This window comes from Terrisporobacter mayombei (assembly GCF_020748465.1).
Classification (GTDB): domain Bacteria; phylum Bacillota; class Clostridia; order Peptostreptococcales; family Peptostreptococcaceae; genus Terrisporobacter; species Terrisporobacter mayombei.
The window spans coordinates 1-16665 of the sequence record NZ_JAHZMP010000010.1 but is presented as its reverse complement, the minus strand read 5'-3'; the positions used below and the strand labels follow the sequence as shown (position 1 = coordinate 16665).

The following is a 16665-nucleotide window of genomic DNA, read 5'->3' as shown; positions in this document are numbered from 1 at the left end:
GTCGTAGGAGGTGCAAGTAATGGCAAGAATCGCTGGGGTAGATTTACCTAGAGAAAAAAGAGCGGAAATAGGCTTAACTTATATATACGGTATAGGTAGAGCAACTGCTAATGAAATATTAGCGAAAGCTGAGATAAATCCAGATGCAAGAATCAAAGATTTATCAGATGATGAAGTTAATACATTAAGAAGAATAATAGACACTGATTTCTTAGTTGAAGGTGACTTAAGAAGAGAAATCGCTTTAAATATAAAAAGATTAAGAGATATAAAATGCTACAGAGGTATAAGACATGCTAAAGGTTTACCACTAAGAGGGCAAAAAACTAAGACTAACGCTAGAACTAGAAAAGGTCCTAGAAAAACTGTATCTCGTAAGAAGAAAAAATAATAAATTAGGATAGGAGGGAAATCGAACAATGGCTAAACAAAAAAAGAAAGTTACTCGTGTAAGAAGAAGAGAACGTAAAAACATAGATCGTGGTCATGCACATATACAATCAACTTTTAACAACACTATAATTACTTTAACTGACGTTCATGGAAATGCTATATCATGGGCATCTTCAGGACAATTAGGATTCAAAGGATCAAGAAAATCAACTCCATTTGCTTCTCAAATGGCTGCAGAAACTGCTGCTAAAGCTGCAATGGAACACGGTTTAAAAAGTGTTGAAGTATTCGTAAAAGGACCAGGTTCAGGAAGAGAAGCTGCTATAAGAGCTTTACAAGCTACTGGACTAGAAGTAACAATGATAAAAGATGTTACTCCAATCCCACATAACGGATGTAGACCACCAAAAAGAAGAAGAGTATAATTAGGAGGTGTAATTATGGCAAGATATACTGGTGCATCATGCAGACAATGCCGTAGAGAAGGAATGAAATTATTCCTTAAAGGTGATAGATGTTATACAGATAAATGTGCTATAGTTAAAAGAAACTATGCTCCAGGACAACATGGACAAGGGAGAAAGAAAGTTTCTAACTATGGTTTACAATTAAGAGAAAAACAAAAAGTTAAGAGAATATACGGAGTTTTAGAAACTCAATTCAGAAACATGTACGAACGTGCTGAGAAAATGTCAGGTAAAACTGGTGAAAACTTATTAAGCTTATTAGAAAGAAGATTAGATAATGTTGTTTACAGAATGGGATTAGCTAACTCTAGAAAAGAAGCTAGACAATTATTAACTCATGCACACTTTACTTTAAATGGTAAAAAAGTTGATATACCTTCAATAACTGTAAAAGTTGGAGATGTTATAGGAGTTAAAGAAACTTCTAAATCATCTGCTAAATTCAAAGGTATAGTAGAAGCAAATACAAAAGTAGCTCCAAGATGGATAGATGCAAACGTAGAAAATATGACTGCGACTGTAACTGCTCTTCCAAACAGAGAAGATATAGATCTTGAAATAGCTGAACACTTAATCATAGAGCTTTATTCTAAATAATAAGCATCTTCTAAAGTTTTTCTTTAGAGGTGTTTACCCTCAGTGGATTAATAAATTTGAAGGAGGGTTTTGTCCATGATAGAAATAGAAAAACCAAAAGTAGACATTGTAGAACTTGGTGAAGATTATAGATATGGAAAGTTTGTCATTGAACCTTTAGAAAGAGGATACGGAACTACTATAGGGAATGCTCTAAGAAGAATATTATTATCTTCTTTACCTGGTGTAGCAGTGAATTCGATAAGAATAGATGGTGTTCTTCATGAATTCTCAACAGTACCAGGAGTTAAAGAAGATGTTACTGAAATAATATTAACTTTAAAAGAACTTTCTGCAACTATAGATGGTGAAGGAAGTAGAACTCTTAAAATTCAGGCTCAAGGACCTTGTACTGTAACAGGAGCAGACATAATCTGCCCACCAGATGTAGAAATATTAAATAAAGACTTATTAATCGCTACTTTAGATGATAATGCTAAATTTAATATGGAAATAAACATTGACAAAGGTAGAGGATATGTTCCGGCCGAGGAAAACAAGACTGAAAATATGCCTATAGGTGTTTTACCTGTAGACTCAATATACACTCCCGTACAAAAAGTTAGCTACCATGTAGAAAACACAAGAGTTGGTCAAAAATCAGATTATGATAAATTAACACTTGAAGTATGGACTAATGGAAGCATTAATCCTCAAGAGGGTATATCTCTTGCAGCTAAAGTATTAGTTGAGCATTTAAATCTATTCATTGACTTAACTGAGCATGTAAGCAACGTTGAAATAATGGTAGAAAAAGAAGAAGATCAAAAAGAAAAAGTTCTTGAAATGACTATTGAAGAGCTTGATTTATCAGTTAGATCTTACAACTGTTTAAAGAGAGCGGGAATTAATACAGTTGAAGAATTAGCTAATAAATCAGAAGATGATATGATGAAGGTTAGAAACCTTGGTAAAAAATCACTTGAAGAAGTTATTCAAAAACTTGAAGAATTAGGATTAGGACTTAAACCTAGCGAAGAATAAGCGAGCAAAGGAGGGATTGGCGTGGCTAATTACCGTAAATTAGGACGTGTGACATCACACAGAAACCTTATGTTAAGAAACTTAGTAACTGACTTACTAAGATGTGGTAGAATAGAAACTACAGTAACAAGAGCAAAAGAAACTCGTAGAATGGCTGAAAAGATGATAACTCTTGCTAAAAGAGGAGATCTTCATGCTAGAAGACAAGTTTTAGCTTACGTTATGGATGAAACAGTAGTTAACAACTTATTCACTGATATAGCTCCAAAATATGCTGAGAGAAATGGTGGATATACTAGAATAATAAAAAAAGGGCCAAGAAGAGGCGATGCAGCTGAAATGGCATTTATTGAATTAGTTTAGTAAATAGTTAAAATATATGAAAAAAGATTAAGTTTGATGGGCTTAATCTTTTTTTTATGCAAATAATATTAATTAAAAAAGATTATATAATCAAAGGAATTATTTTTTAATTAGAACTGTGATATAATATTAAGATACAAATTTTAAATTACTACTTTAAAGAAGGAGTAGAATAAATGAATAATATTATAAACGTTAACAATATTTCATATGAATATATAACTGAAGAATCTAGTTTTAAAGCTATAGATAATTTAAGTTTGAATGTTAAACAAGGTGAATTCGTGGCTATTATTGGACATAATGGTTCGGGAAAATCAACTTTATCTAAAAACTTAAATGCTATTTTGATGCCAACAGAAGGTAATATATTAATAGATGGAAATGATACAAAAGATGAAGAAAAGCTATGGGATATAAGACAGACTGCAGGTATGGTATTCCAAAACCCGGATAACCAAATAGTTGCAACTATAGTAGAAGAAGATGTGGCATTTGGACCGGAAAATTTAGGTATAGAGCCAAAAACAATTAGAGAAAGAGTTAAAGATGCTCTTGAAAGTGTGGGAATTTCGGAATTAAAAGATAGACAGCCACACTTGTTATCTGGAGGACAAAAGCAGAGAGTTGCCATAGCAGGTATAATTGCTATGAGACCTAAATGTATAATTTTTGATGAGGCTACAGCAATGCTTGATCCGTCAGGTAGAAAAGAAGTTATGAATGTAATAGAGAAACTTAACAAAGAAGAAAACATTACAGTATTACATATAACTCACTACATGGAAGAGGCTGTAGATGCTGATAGAGTTATAGTTATGGATAAAGGAAGAAAAGTATTAGAAGGAACACCAAAAGAAGTATTTAGAAACATAGAAAAGCTTAAGAAAATAGGTTTAGATGTTCCTTATATGACAGAACTAGCCACTTCTTTAAAAGAAGAAGGAATAGATATTAACGATGATGTATTAACAGTAGATGAGATGGTGGTGAAATTATGTCAATTATTGTAAAAAACTTAACTTATATATATGATGAAGGTATGCCTTTTGCTAGTAAAGCAATAGATGATATATCATTTGAAATAAAAGATAGAGATTTTGTAGGTTTAATTGGTCATACAGGATCAGGTAAATCTACTCTTATACAACACTTAAATGGCCTTATTAAACCATCATCAGGAGAAATTTTCATAAATGAGTTTAATATAACTGGAGAAAATCAAAACCTGACTGAAATTAGAAAAAGAGTAGGCATAGTATTCCAATATCCTGAGTATCAGCTTTTTGAAGAAACAGTTGAAAAAGATATAGCTTTTGGGCCTTCTAATTTGAATTTAAGCCAGGAAGAAATATCTATTAGGGTAAAAGAATCTATGAGAGCTGTAGGGCTTGATTATGATGAATATAAAGATAAATCACCTTTTGACTTATCAGGTGGCCAAAAGCGTAGAGTGGCAATAGCTGGAGTTATAGCGATGAACCCAGAATTATTAATACTAGATGAACCTACTGCTGGATTGGATCCAGGAGGAAGAGATGAAATATTTGCTTTAATAAAAAGATTACATGAAGAAAGCAATATGACTATAATACTATCTTCTCATAGTATGGACGATATGGCTAAGATAGCTAAAACTATAATAGTTATGAATCATGGTAAAATTGAATTTATGGGAACACCTAGACAAATCTTTAATAATCATGCGTCAAGACTTAAAGAAATAGGATTAGATGTACCTCAAGTTTTAGAATTAGCTATAAAATTAAAGGATAAAGGTTTTGATATAAAAACTGATGTCTTAACAATAGAAGAAATAAAAGAAGAAATACTAAACTTTATGAAAGGAAGAAAGAAATGTTAAAAGATATAACCATAGGTCAATATTATCCTGCAAATTCTTGTATTCATAAGTTAGATTCAACAACAAAGCTTATTGCAACAATAGTGTTCATGGTATCTTTATTTGTAATAAATAAATTTTGGCCATATTTATTAGTGACTGCAGCATTAGTTGCAGTAATAAAAATGTCTCAAATACCTCTTAAATACATTATAAAAGGTATAAAACCACTTAGATGGATAATTCTATTTACATTTGTTATAAATATATTCTTTTTACCTGGTGAGGTAATTTGGAAGTTTGGTTTCTTAACTCTAACTAAAGAGGGAATAAGACAGGCTATTTTTATGTCTATAAGATTAGTATTTTTAGTTGTTGGTACATCATTACTTACTTTAACGACTTCTCCTATACAACTTACAGATGGTATAGAAAGAATGTTAAATCCTTTAAAGAAAATAGGAATGCCTGTTCATGAGCTAGCGATGATGATGACAATTGCTCTTAGATTTATACCTACATTATTAGATGAAACTGACAAAATTATGAAAGCACAAATGTCTAGAGGTGCTGACTTTGAAAGTAGCAATATAATAAATAGAGCTAAAAATTTAGTACCATTGCTAGTGCCATTATTTGTTAGTGCTTTCAGAAGAGCTGATGAATTAGCAATGGCTATGGAAGCTAGATGTTATAGAGGTGGATATAATAGAACTAAAATGAAAGAAGCCAAAATTACAAAAGCTGATTATATAGCCTATGTTTTACAAGTTGTATTTTTGGCAATCATAATAGTAACTAAATTCATATAAATGAGGAAGTAAATGAGAAATTTAAAACTTACTATACAATATGATGGCACAAAATATTGTGGTTGGCAAAAACAGCCTAACTCTTCTGGTATACAGGGTACAGTAGAATATGCCATCTATGAAATAACAAAAGAAAAAGTAAATATAACAGGATCTGGAAGAACAGATGCTGGTGTTCATGCTTTAGGTCAAGTTGCTAATTTTAAGACAAACTCAAGCATACCAGTAGCTAAAATTCCTGATGCATTAAATGCAAAGTTGCCAAAGGATATATCTATAATTGACTGCCAAGAAGTATCTGATGATTTTCATTCTAGATACAGTGCAACAGGGAAAATATATAGATATTTAATATATAATAAGCCTTATAGAAGCCCACTATACAAGGATACATCGTATCATGTTAGATATGAACTTGATATAGAAAAAATGCGCTCAGAAGCTAAATTACTACTTGGGACACATGATTTTAAAGGATTTATGAGTTCGGGATCATCAGTGAAAGATACAGTTAGAACCATACATAATATTTCAATTGAGAATAGTGGAGACTTAATTGCTTTAGAAGTGGAGGGTAATGGATTCTTATATAATATGGTGAGAATTATAGTAGGAACGTTGGTGGATATAGGCAGAGGAAGAATAGATAAATCGATGGAAGAAATAATTGCTTCGCAAGATAGGGGAGAAGCAGGTCATACCGCGCCTGCACACGGATTATTTCTTAAAAAAGTTCATTATTAAACTTGACACACCAGGGTCATTGTATTAAAATGAATAAGAGTGTGCTAGTAAGTCCACATTGCCCCGGACTTTATATATACGGTAGATAAAAAAATTATGAAAATTAAGGAGGGACAACCATGAAAAGTTATATAGCTAAACCAGCTGACGTACAAAGAAACTGGTACGTAGTTGATGCTGAAGGAAAAACATTAGGTCGTCTTGCTACAGAAATAGCAACTATATTAAGAGGAAAACATAAACCAACATTTACACCACACGTAGACGGTGGAGATTTTGTTGTTGTTGTAAACGCAGCAAAAGTAGTTTTAACAGGAAAGAAATTAGATCAAAAATTATATAGATACCACACTGGTTATGTAGGTGGATTAAAAGAAATAACTTACAGAGAAATGATGGATAAAAAACCAGAAGAAGTAGTAGCACATGCTGTTAGCGGAATGTTACCAAAAAATAAATTAAGAAGCAGAATGATGACTAGATTAAGAGTATTCGCAGGTGCTGAGCATACACATGCGGCTCAAAACCCAGTTGAATTAAACGTATAGGATTAATAGGTGAAAGGAGGAGTTATCATGGAAAAAGTTCAATTCTACGGAACAGGAAGAAGAAAAAGCTCTGTAGCTAGAGTTAGATTAGTTGCAGGTGAAGGAAATATAGTAGTTAATGGAAGAAATGTTGAAGAATACTTCAACTACGAAACATTAATAAGAGATGTTAAACAACCATTAGTTTTAACTAATAATGAAAATAAATACGATGTAATAGTAAAAGTTGAAGGTGGAGGATTCACTGGACAAGCTGGAGCTATAAGACACGGTATATCAAGAGCTTTATTAAAAGCTGATGCTGAGTTAAGAGGAGACTTAAAGAAAGAAGGATTCTTAACTAGAGATGCAAGAATGAAAGAAAGAAAGAAATATGGTTTAAAAGCTGCAAGAAGAGCGCCTCAGTTCTCAAAAAGATAGTTTTTATTCAATATTGGAAATTTTTCAAATTGTATATACAAGATGTATTTCAACAATATGTTGGAATACATCTTTTTTTATTATAAATTTCAACTAATAATTTCTCAGGAAATAAAGAAACATTTAATAAAAGGTAAAAAAATGTATTCAATTAGATGATTAATAAACACACTGTATAAAACTACGATGTGGGAGTGTAAAATTTAAGAGTATAAAAAAGGGCTAACAACTATAAGTTGTTAGCCTAGCTTAATATTGGGTATTGGGATTATCTACTTGAGATAAATTACTCGCTTATTTATAGTTTTCTGCTCTAACTTGGAAGTATGATTGTGGATGATTACAAACAGGACATACCTTAGGAGCTACCTTACCTTTATGTATATGTCCACAGTTTTGGCAATGCCAATAAACTTCACCGTCTTTTTCAAATATAGTTCCGTTTTCTAAGTTTTCAAGAAGTTTACGGTATCTTTCTTCGTGTTCTTTTTCAATTTCTCCAACAGCTTCAAATAAATATGCTATTTTATCGAAGCCTTCTTCTTTAGCCTCTTTAGCAAAAGTAGCGTACATGTCAGTCCATTCATAATTTTCCCCTGAAGCAGCATCCTTTAAGTTTTCTGGAGTTGATGGCATACCGTCGTGTAAAAGTTTGAACCATATTTTAGCGTGTTCTTTTTCGTTATTTGCAGTTTCTTCGAATATATCAGCTATTTGATTATATCCTTCTTTTTTTGCTTTAGAAGCATAATAAGTATACTTAGTTCTTGCTTGAGCTTCTCCTGCAAAAGCAGATAATAAATTTTTCTCGGTTTTACTTCCCTTTAATTCCATAATTATTTCCTCCCTTGATTTAGCAAATTTAATCTATATGATCAATATTTATTTTTATTTATATTACATTTATACCATAAAATGGTAAAATCAAACATGAAAATGTATTCTTTCTAAATGTATTGTTTCTAAGTAAAATAAAAATATAATTGACAAGTTAAGTATATTAAATTATGATTATCTTAATTGAATAAAATCTTCAGGGCAGGGTGAAATTCCCTACCGGTGGTTATAGCCCACGAGCCATTATGGCATGATTCGGTGTGATTCCGAAGCCGACAGTAAAGTCTGGATGAAAGAAGATAGGATAATTAATCTAATTTAATTTTTATTAATTTGAATTATATGCTCTGGAATGAATTTATCATTTCAGAGTTTTTTAATTTAGAATAAAAATATATTATTAGATTAATCGATTTATAGAATTTCTGCCTTGAATATATTGTTCGAGGCTTTTTGTATTTGTAGGAATTTTATTGGAGGTGAACTATGATTGATAAAAAATATATGCAAATAGCCTTGGAACTTGCTAAAAAAGGCTGTGGGTTTGTAAATCCGAACCCTATGGTTGGTGCTGTTATTGTAAAAGATAATGAAATAATAGGTCAAGGATATCACCAAGCTTATGGCATGTTTCATGGGGAACGAAATGCAATTAAAAATTGTAAAAAATCACCCAAAGGAGCCACTATATATGTAACATTAGAACCTTGTTGTCATTATGGGAAAACACCACCATGTACACAAGCGATTATAGAAGCTGGTATAAGCAAAGTTGTTATAGGGTCATCAGATTCAAATCCATTAGTAGGAGGAAAAGGAATAGAAGAACTTCGAAATAATGGAGTGGAAGTTGTAGAAGGACTTTTAAAAACAGAATGTGATGATCTAAATGAAGTCTTTTTTCATTACATAAAAACAAAAACACCTTATGTTGTAATGAAGTATGCAATGACAATGGATGGTAAAATTGCAACTTATACTAATCAGTCTAAATGGATAACAGGAGAAGTTTCGAGAAAAAAAGTACATGAAGATAGACATAAATATAGTGGAATAATGGTTGGAGTAGGAACTGTATTGATAGATGATCCTATACTTAACTGTAGATTAGATAATAGTAAAAACCCTACAAGAATAATATGTGACACTAATCTAAGGACGCCTATTGACAGTAAGGTAGTAAGTACAGCTCATGAGATACCCACAATAATAGCAACAAGCGAAGGTGATAAGGATAAACAAAAAGCATACACAGATAAAGGTTGTAGGATTATAGTTGTACCTAAAAAAAATGAGCATATTGATTTGAAAGAATTAATGTTTATATTAGGACAAAAAGAAATCAATAGTATTCTTTTGGAAGGTGGAGGAACTTTAAATTGGTCAGCTTTAAATCATGGGATAGTTAATAAAGTTCAAGCCTATATTGCACCGAAAATATTTGGAGGTATAAATGCTAAGTCTCCAGTAGCAGGAATAGGTGTGGATAATCCTCAGAATTCATTTTATTTAAAAAATACAAAAGTAATAAAAATAGATGAAGATGTATTAATAGAAAGTGAGGTGGTATATCAATGTTTACAGGAATAATAGAGGAAATAGGAATAATAGAGAATGTAAAAAGAAATAATAAATCTTCTATTCTTACTATACAAGGGGAAAAAATATTTGAAGATATTCATATAGGGGATAGTATTTCTGTCAACGGTGTATGCCTTACTGTAACTACATTTAGCAATGAAACTTTTACAGCCGATGTAATGAATGAAACTTTAAACAGGTCTTCATTGAAAAACCTGAAAAATGGAAGTTATGTAAATTTAGAAAGGGCCATGTCTGTAAATGGTAGGCTTGGAGGACATATTGTGTCGGGTCATATTGATGGCACAGGTAAAATAGTAAAAATTGAAAAAGACGACAATGCAATTTGGTACACAATGACAGTTGAAGAGAACTTAATAAAGTATATAGTAGAAAAAGGTTCTATTGCCATAGATGGAATAAGTTTAACTGTTGCAAAAGTAAATGAAAAAAAATTTAGTGTATCTATTATCCCACATACAGCACAGGAAACTATACTTTCCCACAGGTTAGTTGGGGATATTGTGAATATCGAGAATGATGTTATAGGTAAGTATGTGGAAAAGTTAATAACTTTTGAAAAAAGCAAAAAAGGTGAAAGTAATATAACAATGGATTTATTAATAAAGAATGGTTTTTAGGAGGGAGAAAAATGTTTAAGTTTAATACAATAGAAGAAGGTTTACAAGATCTTCGAGAAGGAAAAATTATAATTGTTACTGATGACGAAGACAGAGAAAATGAAGGCGACTTAATATGTGCAGCTGAATTTGCAACAACAGAAAATGTGAATTTTATGGCTACTCATGCCAAAGGCCTTATATGTATGCCTATGAGTAAAGAAATTTGTGATAAATTACAACTTACTCAAATGGTATCCAATAATACAGACAATCATAGTACTGCTTTTACAGTATCAATAGATCATGTGAATACAACTACAGGAATATCTGCAGTTGAAAGAAGTATAACAGCTATGAAATGTGTGGATGAGAATTCTAAACCAGAAGATTTTCGTAGGCCAGGTCATATGTTTCCACTTTTGGCAAAGAAAAATGGAGTACTAGAGCGTAATGGACATACGGAAGCTACTGTTGATTTAATGAAATTAGCAGGACTTAAAGAATGTGGATTATGTTGCGAAATCATGAAAGATGATGGAACTATGATGCGCACATCAGAATTAATAGAGTTATCTAAAAAATGGAATCTAAAATTTATAACAATAAAAGATTTGCAAGATTATAGAAAAAAGCATGACAATCTTGTAGAGTGTGTAGCTAATACAAAAATGCCAACAGCTTATGGAGATTTTAGAGCATATGGATATATAAATAAATTAAATGGAGAACATCACGTTGCCTTAGTAAAAGGTGATGTAGGTGATGGGAAAGATATATTGTGTCGTGTACATTCAGAGTGCTTAACAGGAGATGCCTTTGGTTCACAAAGATGTGACTGTGGGGAGCAATTTGCTGCTGCCATGAGACAAATAGAAGAAGAAGGAAGAGGAATACTTCTTTATATGAGACAAGAGGGACGTGGCATAGGCCTTATAAATAAACTCCGTGCTTATGAATTACAAGATCAAGGTATGGATACTTTAGAAGCTAATTTAGCTCTTGGATTTGAAGGGGATATGAGAGAATACTTCATAGGAGCTCAGATACTAAGAGACTTAGGATCAAAAACATTAAGACTACTTACAAATAATCCTGAAAAAATATATGGCCTATCAGGGTTTGGCATGGAAATTGTAGAAAGAGTGCCAATACAAATGAATCCAACTATGAATGATATATTTTATTTAAAAACAAAGCAAGAAAAAATGGGGCATATTTTAAATTATTAATTATAAAAGGAGGTAGGAAATATGAAATTATATGAAGGAAAATTAGTATCAAAGGATATAAAAATAGGGATAGTAGCAGCTCGTTTCAATGAATTTATAACGTCTAAATTATTAGGTGGAGCAGTAGATGCTTTAAAGCGTCATGATGTAGATGAAGATAATATAGAAGTTGCATGGGTACCAGGAGCATTTGAAATACCTCTAATAGCATCAAAAATGGCAAAAATTAATAAATATGATGCGATAATATGCTTAGGAGCAGTAATTCGTGGAAACACAACTCACTATGACTATGTATGCAGCGAAATGTCAAAAGGAATTGCTCATGTATCATTAAGTAGCGATATACCAGTAATGTTTGGAGTTATAACTACAGAAAATATAGAACAAGCAATAGAGCGTGCAGGAACCAAAGCAGGAAATAAAGGATTTGATTGTGCTGTAGGTGCCATAGAAATGGTAAATTTAATAAGACAAATAGAAGCTTAGTAAATATTAATAAATTATAAACTCATGGCATTTTGCTGTGAGTTTTTTTGTAAGAATTCCTTAAGAAATAGAGTGACTATTATGTAAGAATTGTATTCTATTATATTAGTATAGTAAAAAAAGAATTGTATAAAGGAATATAGGGGGTGAAGATTAATATGCTTATTCAATACATATGGGTAGGATTATGTACAGTAAATAGAAGTATAATTATAGGAGCAATGATATATTTAATAATTTTAGGAGTGCTGTATCTAACTAATAAAAGAAAAGAATTTAAAGTAAGACAAATTATTTCTGCAATATTGTTAAGCATATATACAATAGCATTGTTAAAGGTGGAAGATATGCGGAAATTGATGACCTTTTAGTAAATTCATTATGCACACTTTCAGGTCTTATAATTTATACATATGAATCTAAAAATATATTAAAAAGTCTGAAAGTTATAAAAGGATGTGATTCTAGTGTATAATACAAGTGATAATGAATTGTATAAAGGAGATGAGGCAAATGTACAATATATTAGTAGTGGATGATGATAAAGAAATAGTTGAATCAATAGAGATATTTTTAAGAAATGAAGGTTATAACGTATATAAAGCGTATAACGGAATAGAAGCTTTAGATGTACTAGTGAACAAAGATGTGCACCTAATACTTATGGACATAATGATGCCGAAATTAGATGGAATAAAAGCAACAATAAAAATAAGAGAAGAAAAAAATATACCAATTATATTAGTTTCAGCAAAGAGTGAAGATACAGATAAAATAATGGGACTTAATATAGGAGCGGATGACTATATAACAAAGCCATTTAACTTATTAGAACTTATAGCTAGAGTGAAATCTAACTTAAGAAGATATGTGGCATTAGGAACTTATAATAATGATAACACAAATAATAAAGAGGTATTAAGTAGTGGTAGCTTAGAGTTAAATACGTGTACAAAAGAAGTAAAAGTAGATGGACAAATAGTAAAAGTAACCCCTATAGAGTTTAAAATATTAAACTTACTTCTTGCCAATAAAGGAAGAGTGTTTTCCATAGATGAAATATATGAGAAAGTATGGAATGAAGAAAGTTTTAATGTAGAAAATACAGTAGCAGTTCATATTAGAAGAATAAGAGAAAAAATTGAGATAAATCCAAAAGAACCAAGATATTTAAAAGTAGTATGGGGAGTGGGATACAAAATTGAAAAACTATAATGGGAAAGTATTTAGGGAAAGAAGCTTAATGTTTAATTTTATATTTATACTACTAATGTTTGCCATAACTCAGATAATAGGAATTATAATATGTTTTAATTATGGTGGCATGAATATATTTATAGATACAGTAATTATATTTATTTTAAACTACATATTATATAAAGCATTAAGATTTTAAACAAAAAAAGGAGATTATATGAAAGGAAACAAAGGGTTTAAGTTTATTAACTTAATAATCATATTTGTATGCATATCAGCATTTTTATCTATGATACCAACGACAATTAGTGTGATTGGTAGAGGTGCAGGTGTACTTACAAGTTATATGCATAAAAATCAGTTTGGCATAGAAGAAGAATTTTATAAGAGTAGGGCTTTTGATAATAACTTAATGAGTTATTTGACATCCATTACAAGCGGTAGTGTGGTAGGTGTAGATAAAGACTCCTCTAAGGAAGATAAGAATAATATAGAAGAGACGAGAAAGTATTCTAGAAAAGAATTAAAAGGAACTTCAAATCTTAATTATTTTATTATAAACAAAGATACAAATGAGATTTACACAAATACAGATAGTAAGACAGCAAAAGAATTTCAAAATAAATATAAGGTAGAATGTGATGTAAAAATATTATCTAAAGATCATAATGTTAGCTATTCTAAAACATTCAATAACAATGAATATAAAGATTCAAATGTGAATAATGAGTTAGGATCAGTTATGCAATTAAGAAATGGCGATATATATATGTCCATACCTGAAAATTTTGAACATGCTTCGGGTATTCATGACAAAATATGTGAAGCTAAAAGTGATTTTAATAGAGATATAGTATCTGTTCAAATAATACTAGCAACTTTAGGTAGCTCATTAATACTAGGAATAATATCTACATTCTTATATAAAAGAAGCAAAGCTGAGCTATTTGATAAAGATAGTTTCTGGTTAAAACTTAGTAAACTTGTACCTTTAGAATTATATATATTAGGGTTAATATGGGCAGTAGTATTTTTAATGCAAAGTGTTGATTATTATTATGATATGCTTAGTAGTTTTATATTTAGCTTTTTAGGTATAGGATTTATTTGTACTGTACTTTATATATTTAACAAGCAAATAAATAGCTATGACAACAAGTTAGACTTCTTCAAAACAACTTTTGTTTATAGAGTATTTAACTTTTCTAAAAAAATATTAGTGAATACATCAAAGCTCACAATAAGTATGCCTCTATCAAAGAGGATAGTAGGACTAACGATAGTATGTATAGTAGTTAATTTATTTTTAATGATAATTGCAATAGACAGCTATAATCCTTTTATTGCGATTATATCATCTGCTTTAACAATAGGTGGATTATCTTATTATGTATTAAAAAAGTTATGGTATCTATCTTATATAATGGATGGTACTCAAAGGATAAAAAATGGAGATATTCATCATAAGTTAAAGTTAATAGGTGAAGACAACTTTACAACTTTAGCGGATAATATAAACAACATAAGAGATGGGCTAGATAAAGCCATAGATAATCAACTAAAAAGTGAGAGAATGAAATCAGAACTTATTACAAACGTATCTCATGATTTAAAGACTCCACTAACTTCCATAATAAATTATGTGGAATTAATAAAAAAAGAAGAAAATATTAGTCCAGAGTATTTAAAAGACTACGTAAATGTACTAGATTCAAAATCAAGAAGACTAAAAATACTAATAGAAGATTTGTTTGAAGCTAGTAAAGCTAGTAGTGGGAATATAGAATTAAATATGGAAAAAATAGATCTTATTCAATTACTAAGACAATCTATTGGAGAGATGGAAGAAAAATTATCAGAAGCTAACTTAGATTTAAAAATAAGTATACCAGAAGATAAAGCTTATGTAAGAGCAGATGGACGAAGATTATATAGAGTTCTTGAAAATTTATTAATCAATATATCTAAGTATTCTTTACCAAACACAAGGGTATATATAGATATAATTGAAGAAGATAGCAAAGTTAAATTAACTATGAAGAATATATCTTCTTATGAATTGAATTTTGACCCAGAAGAAATAATGGAAAGGTTTAAAAGAGCTGATGACTCTAGAAATACAGAAGGTAGTGGATTAGGACTTGCTATAGCTAGAGATCTAGTCAACTTACAAGGAGGAACTTTCTCCATAGATATAGACGGAGATTTGTTTAAGTCTATAGTTGAGTTCGATATAATAAGATAAGTTAAATTTAAATATGTAGGGATGTACTTTTATAGTATGTCCCTTTTTAATTGAAATAAAGTAATAAATCAAGACAAACCCCAATATAAATATATGGGGTGATAATGTGAGCAAATTAAGTAAAAAAATAATCTTTGGAATAATATCATTGGCATTAATAACAGTATCAATAATAGAAATAAAAACTGCATCGGAAGATGTAATTAAACTGATGCCAATAACTAGTAAAACAATAATTGTAGATGCAGGACATGGTGGCATAGATCCAGGCGCAATGACAGATGACCGATCAATAAAAGAAAAGGACATTAATCTAAAAATAGCTAAGAAAGTTAAAGAATTAATAGAAGCTAGTGGTGCAACAGTAATATTGACAAGAAATGATGATACAAGTTTATATACTGAAGAAGCAGGAAAAACTATTAGACAAAAATATAATGAAAACCTAAGAAATAGAAAAAAAATAATTGATGAATCTTCAGCAGATATGTTTGTATCTATACATCTTAATAAATTTGAACAATCAAAGTATTATGGTGCACAAACGTTTTATCCTGAAGGTAAAGAAGAGGACAAGGAACTAGCAACCTATATTCAAAGTGAACTAAAAAGAGTAGTAGACAATACAAATAATAGACAAATAAAACCAAGGAATGATCTTTATTTAATAAAAGACAATGAGATACCTTCTACATTAATAGAGTGTGGATTCCTTTCTAATGATAAAGAAGCTAAGTTATTAAATGATGAAGAGTATCAAGATCAAATTGCATGGGCTATTTATGTTGGAATTCAAAAATATTTTAGTGAAAATAGCTAAAATTAAATGATATTAGAATACATATTTATATTAAAAGTTATAAAACCTATTTGGTTTTATAACTTTTAATGTTTAATGCTATATAATTATTAAAAAAATATAAATAATAAGATTGTGAAATAATTAGTGCATTACTGTGGTTAGGGTACATTATGTATTTACAAAATTAAAATGTATAAAAAAAGTTTTGTAAAAAGTATTGACGCATTTTATTTAAAGTGGTAAAGTAATACTTGTCCTTGAGATAGGGACAAAACGTCAACGAAAACTTCTTAAAAAAGTAGTTGACAAAGAAAAACAGCTTTGGTAGAATAAAGAAGCTGAAACAAGCAAAGAACTTTGAAAATTAAACAGTAGGTTAACAATAAATTAATTCTTTAAGAATTAAACTGAAACAACAAACAAACCAAGCCAGATATTCAGATAATGATTAG

The 16665-nt window shown here is 30.3% G+C and carries 20 protein-coding genes and 1 riboswitch; of the genes, 19 read left to right on the top strand and 1 reads right to left on the bottom strand.

The features are described 5' to 3' along the window. Nucleotides 1-19: 19 nt before the first annotated feature. The 11 genes from rpsM (at nt 20) to rpsI (ending at nt 7210) form a co-directional block, all read left to right on the top strand. Nucleotides 20-391 carry a 30S ribosomal protein S13 gene (rpsM, locus tag K0039_RS18520; RefSeq protein WP_228106548.1) on the top strand — a complete coding sequence of 124 codons (372 nt, stop codon included), beginning with the start codon at nt 20-22 and terminating at the stop codon, nt 389-391. 28 nt (nt 392-419) lie between these two features. Beyond that, nucleotides 420-818 (top strand): 30S ribosomal protein S11, encoded by a 399-nt coding sequence (rpsK, locus tag K0039_RS18515; protein WP_018590393.1) that lies wholly within the window; start codon nt 420-422, stop codon nt 816-818. Nucleotides 819-833: 15 nt separating this feature from the next. Further along, nucleotides 834-1457 (top strand): 30S ribosomal protein S4, encoded by a 624-nt coding sequence (gene rpsD, locus K0039_RS18510; protein ID WP_228106547.1) that lies wholly within the window; start codon nt 834-836, stop codon nt 1455-1457. 75 nt (nt 1458-1532) lie between these two features. Beyond that, entirely contained in the window at nt 1533-2480 is a 948-nt protein-coding gene (locus tag K0039_RS18505; protein WP_103980648.1) for a DNA-directed RNA polymerase subunit alpha, read from the top strand. 21 nt (nt 2481-2501) lie between these two features. Further along, nucleotides 2502-2843 carry a 50S ribosomal protein L17 gene (gene rplQ / locus K0039_RS18500; protein WP_018590396.1) on the top strand — a complete coding sequence of 114 codons (342 nt, stop codon included), beginning with the start codon at nt 2502-2504 and terminating at the stop codon, nt 2841-2843. A gap of 176 nt (nt 2844-3019) precedes the next feature. Then, the gene (locus K0039_RS18495; protein ID WP_228106546.1) at nt 3020-3856 is read left to right on the top strand and encodes an energy-coupling factor transporter ATPase; all 837 of its coding nucleotides are present in this window, start codon (nt 3020-3022) and stop codon (nt 3854-3856) included. After that, nucleotides 3841-4707 (top strand): energy-coupling factor transporter ATPase, encoded by an 867-nt coding sequence (locus K0039_RS18490; protein ID WP_228106545.1) that lies wholly within the window; start codon nt 3841-3843, stop codon nt 4705-4707. Before K0039_RS18495 ends, K0039_RS18490 begins: the two co-directional genes overlap by 16 nt. Beyond that, a complete protein-coding gene (locus tag K0039_RS18485) occupies nt 4701-5498 on the top strand; it encodes an energy-coupling factor transporter transmembrane component T family protein (protein ID WP_228106544.1) in 798 nt (265 codons plus the stop codon). The genes K0039_RS18490 and K0039_RS18485 overlap by 7 nt, the downstream gene beginning before the upstream one ends. Before the next feature lie 12 nt (nt 5499-5510). Continuing rightward, nucleotides 5511-6242, top strand: coding sequence for a tRNA pseudouridine(38-40) synthase TruA (gene truA, locus K0039_RS18480; RefSeq protein ID WP_228106543.1), 732 nt, complete (start codon nt 5511-5513; stop codon nt 6240-6242). A 119-nt stretch (nt 6243-6361) separates the two neighbouring features. Further along, nucleotides 6362-6790, top strand: a complete 429-nt coding sequence (gene rplM / locus K0039_RS18475) for a 50S ribosomal protein L13 (protein ID WP_039680319.1) — start codon at nt 6362-6364, stop codon at nt 6788-6790. Nucleotides 6791-6817: 27 nt separating this feature from the next. After that, nucleotides 6818-7210 carry a 30S ribosomal protein S9 gene (gene rpsI, locus K0039_RS18470; protein ID WP_228106542.1) on the top strand — a complete coding sequence of 131 codons (393 nt, stop codon included), beginning with the start codon at nt 6818-6820 and terminating at the stop codon, nt 7208-7210. 294 nt (nt 7211-7504) lie between these two features. On the opposite strand, the gene rbr is transcribed toward rpsI, so the two are convergent. Continuing rightward, the gene (gene rbr, locus K0039_RS18465; protein WP_265589530.1) at nt 7505-8044 is read right to left on the bottom strand and encodes a rubrerythrin; all 540 of its coding nucleotides are present in this window, start codon (nt 8042-8044) and stop codon (nt 7505-7507) included. 191 nt (nt 8045-8235) lie between these two features. After that, a riboswitch (FMN riboswitch) is annotated at nt 8236-8352 on the top strand. 181 nt (nt 8353-8533) lie between these two features. Here rbr and ribD point away from each other — a divergent pair. The 8 genes from ribD (at nt 8534) to cwlD (ending at nt 16231) form a co-directional block, all read left to right on the top strand. Further along, nucleotides 8534-9637, top strand: coding sequence for a bifunctional diaminohydroxyphosphoribosylaminopyrimidine deaminase/5-amino-6-(5-phosphoribosylamino)uracil reductase RibD (gene ribD, locus K0039_RS18460; RefSeq protein ID WP_228106541.1), 1104 nt, complete (start codon nt 8534-8536; stop codon nt 9635-9637). After that, nucleotides 9622-10269 carry a riboflavin synthase gene (gene ribE / locus K0039_RS18455; protein ID WP_228106540.1) on the top strand — a complete coding sequence of 216 codons (648 nt, stop codon included), beginning with the start codon at nt 9622-9624 and terminating at the stop codon, nt 10267-10269. Before ribD ends, ribE begins: the two co-directional genes overlap by 16 nt. An 11-nt stretch (nt 10270-10280) precedes the next feature. Further along, nucleotides 10281-11480, top strand: coding sequence for a bifunctional 3,4-dihydroxy-2-butanone-4-phosphate synthase/GTP cyclohydrolase II (locus K0039_RS18450; RefSeq protein ID WP_228106539.1), 1200 nt, complete (start codon nt 10281-10283; stop codon nt 11478-11480). A gap of 21 nt (nt 11481-11501) precedes the next feature. Further along, nucleotides 11502-11969 (top strand): 6,7-dimethyl-8-ribityllumazine synthase, encoded by a 468-nt coding sequence (gene ribH, locus K0039_RS18445; protein ID WP_228106538.1) that lies wholly within the window; start codon nt 11502-11504, stop codon nt 11967-11969. Between the two features lie 158 nt (nt 11970-12127). Continuing rightward, nucleotides 12128-12340, top strand: coding sequence for a hypothetical protein (locus K0039_RS18440; protein WP_228106537.1), 213 nt, complete (start codon nt 12128-12130; stop codon nt 12338-12340). A gap of 142 nt (nt 12341-12482) precedes the next feature. Further along, nucleotides 12483-13184, top strand: coding sequence for a response regulator transcription factor (locus K0039_RS18435; protein ID WP_228106536.1), 702 nt, complete (start codon nt 12483-12485; stop codon nt 13182-13184). Nucleotides 13185-13383: 199 nt separating this feature from the next. Then, nucleotides 13384-15411, top strand: a complete 2028-nt coding sequence (locus K0039_RS18430; RefSeq protein ID WP_228106535.1) for a sensor histidine kinase — start codon at nt 13384-13386, stop codon at nt 15409-15411. A 106-nt stretch (nt 15412-15517) separates the two neighbouring features. Beyond that, the gene (gene cwlD / locus K0039_RS18425) at nt 15518-16231 is read left to right on the top strand and encodes an N-acetylmuramoyl-L-alanine amidase CwlD (RefSeq protein WP_228106534.1); all 714 of its coding nucleotides are present in this window, start codon (nt 15518-15520) and stop codon (nt 16229-16231) included. Nucleotides 16232-16665 lie beyond the last annotated feature (434 nt).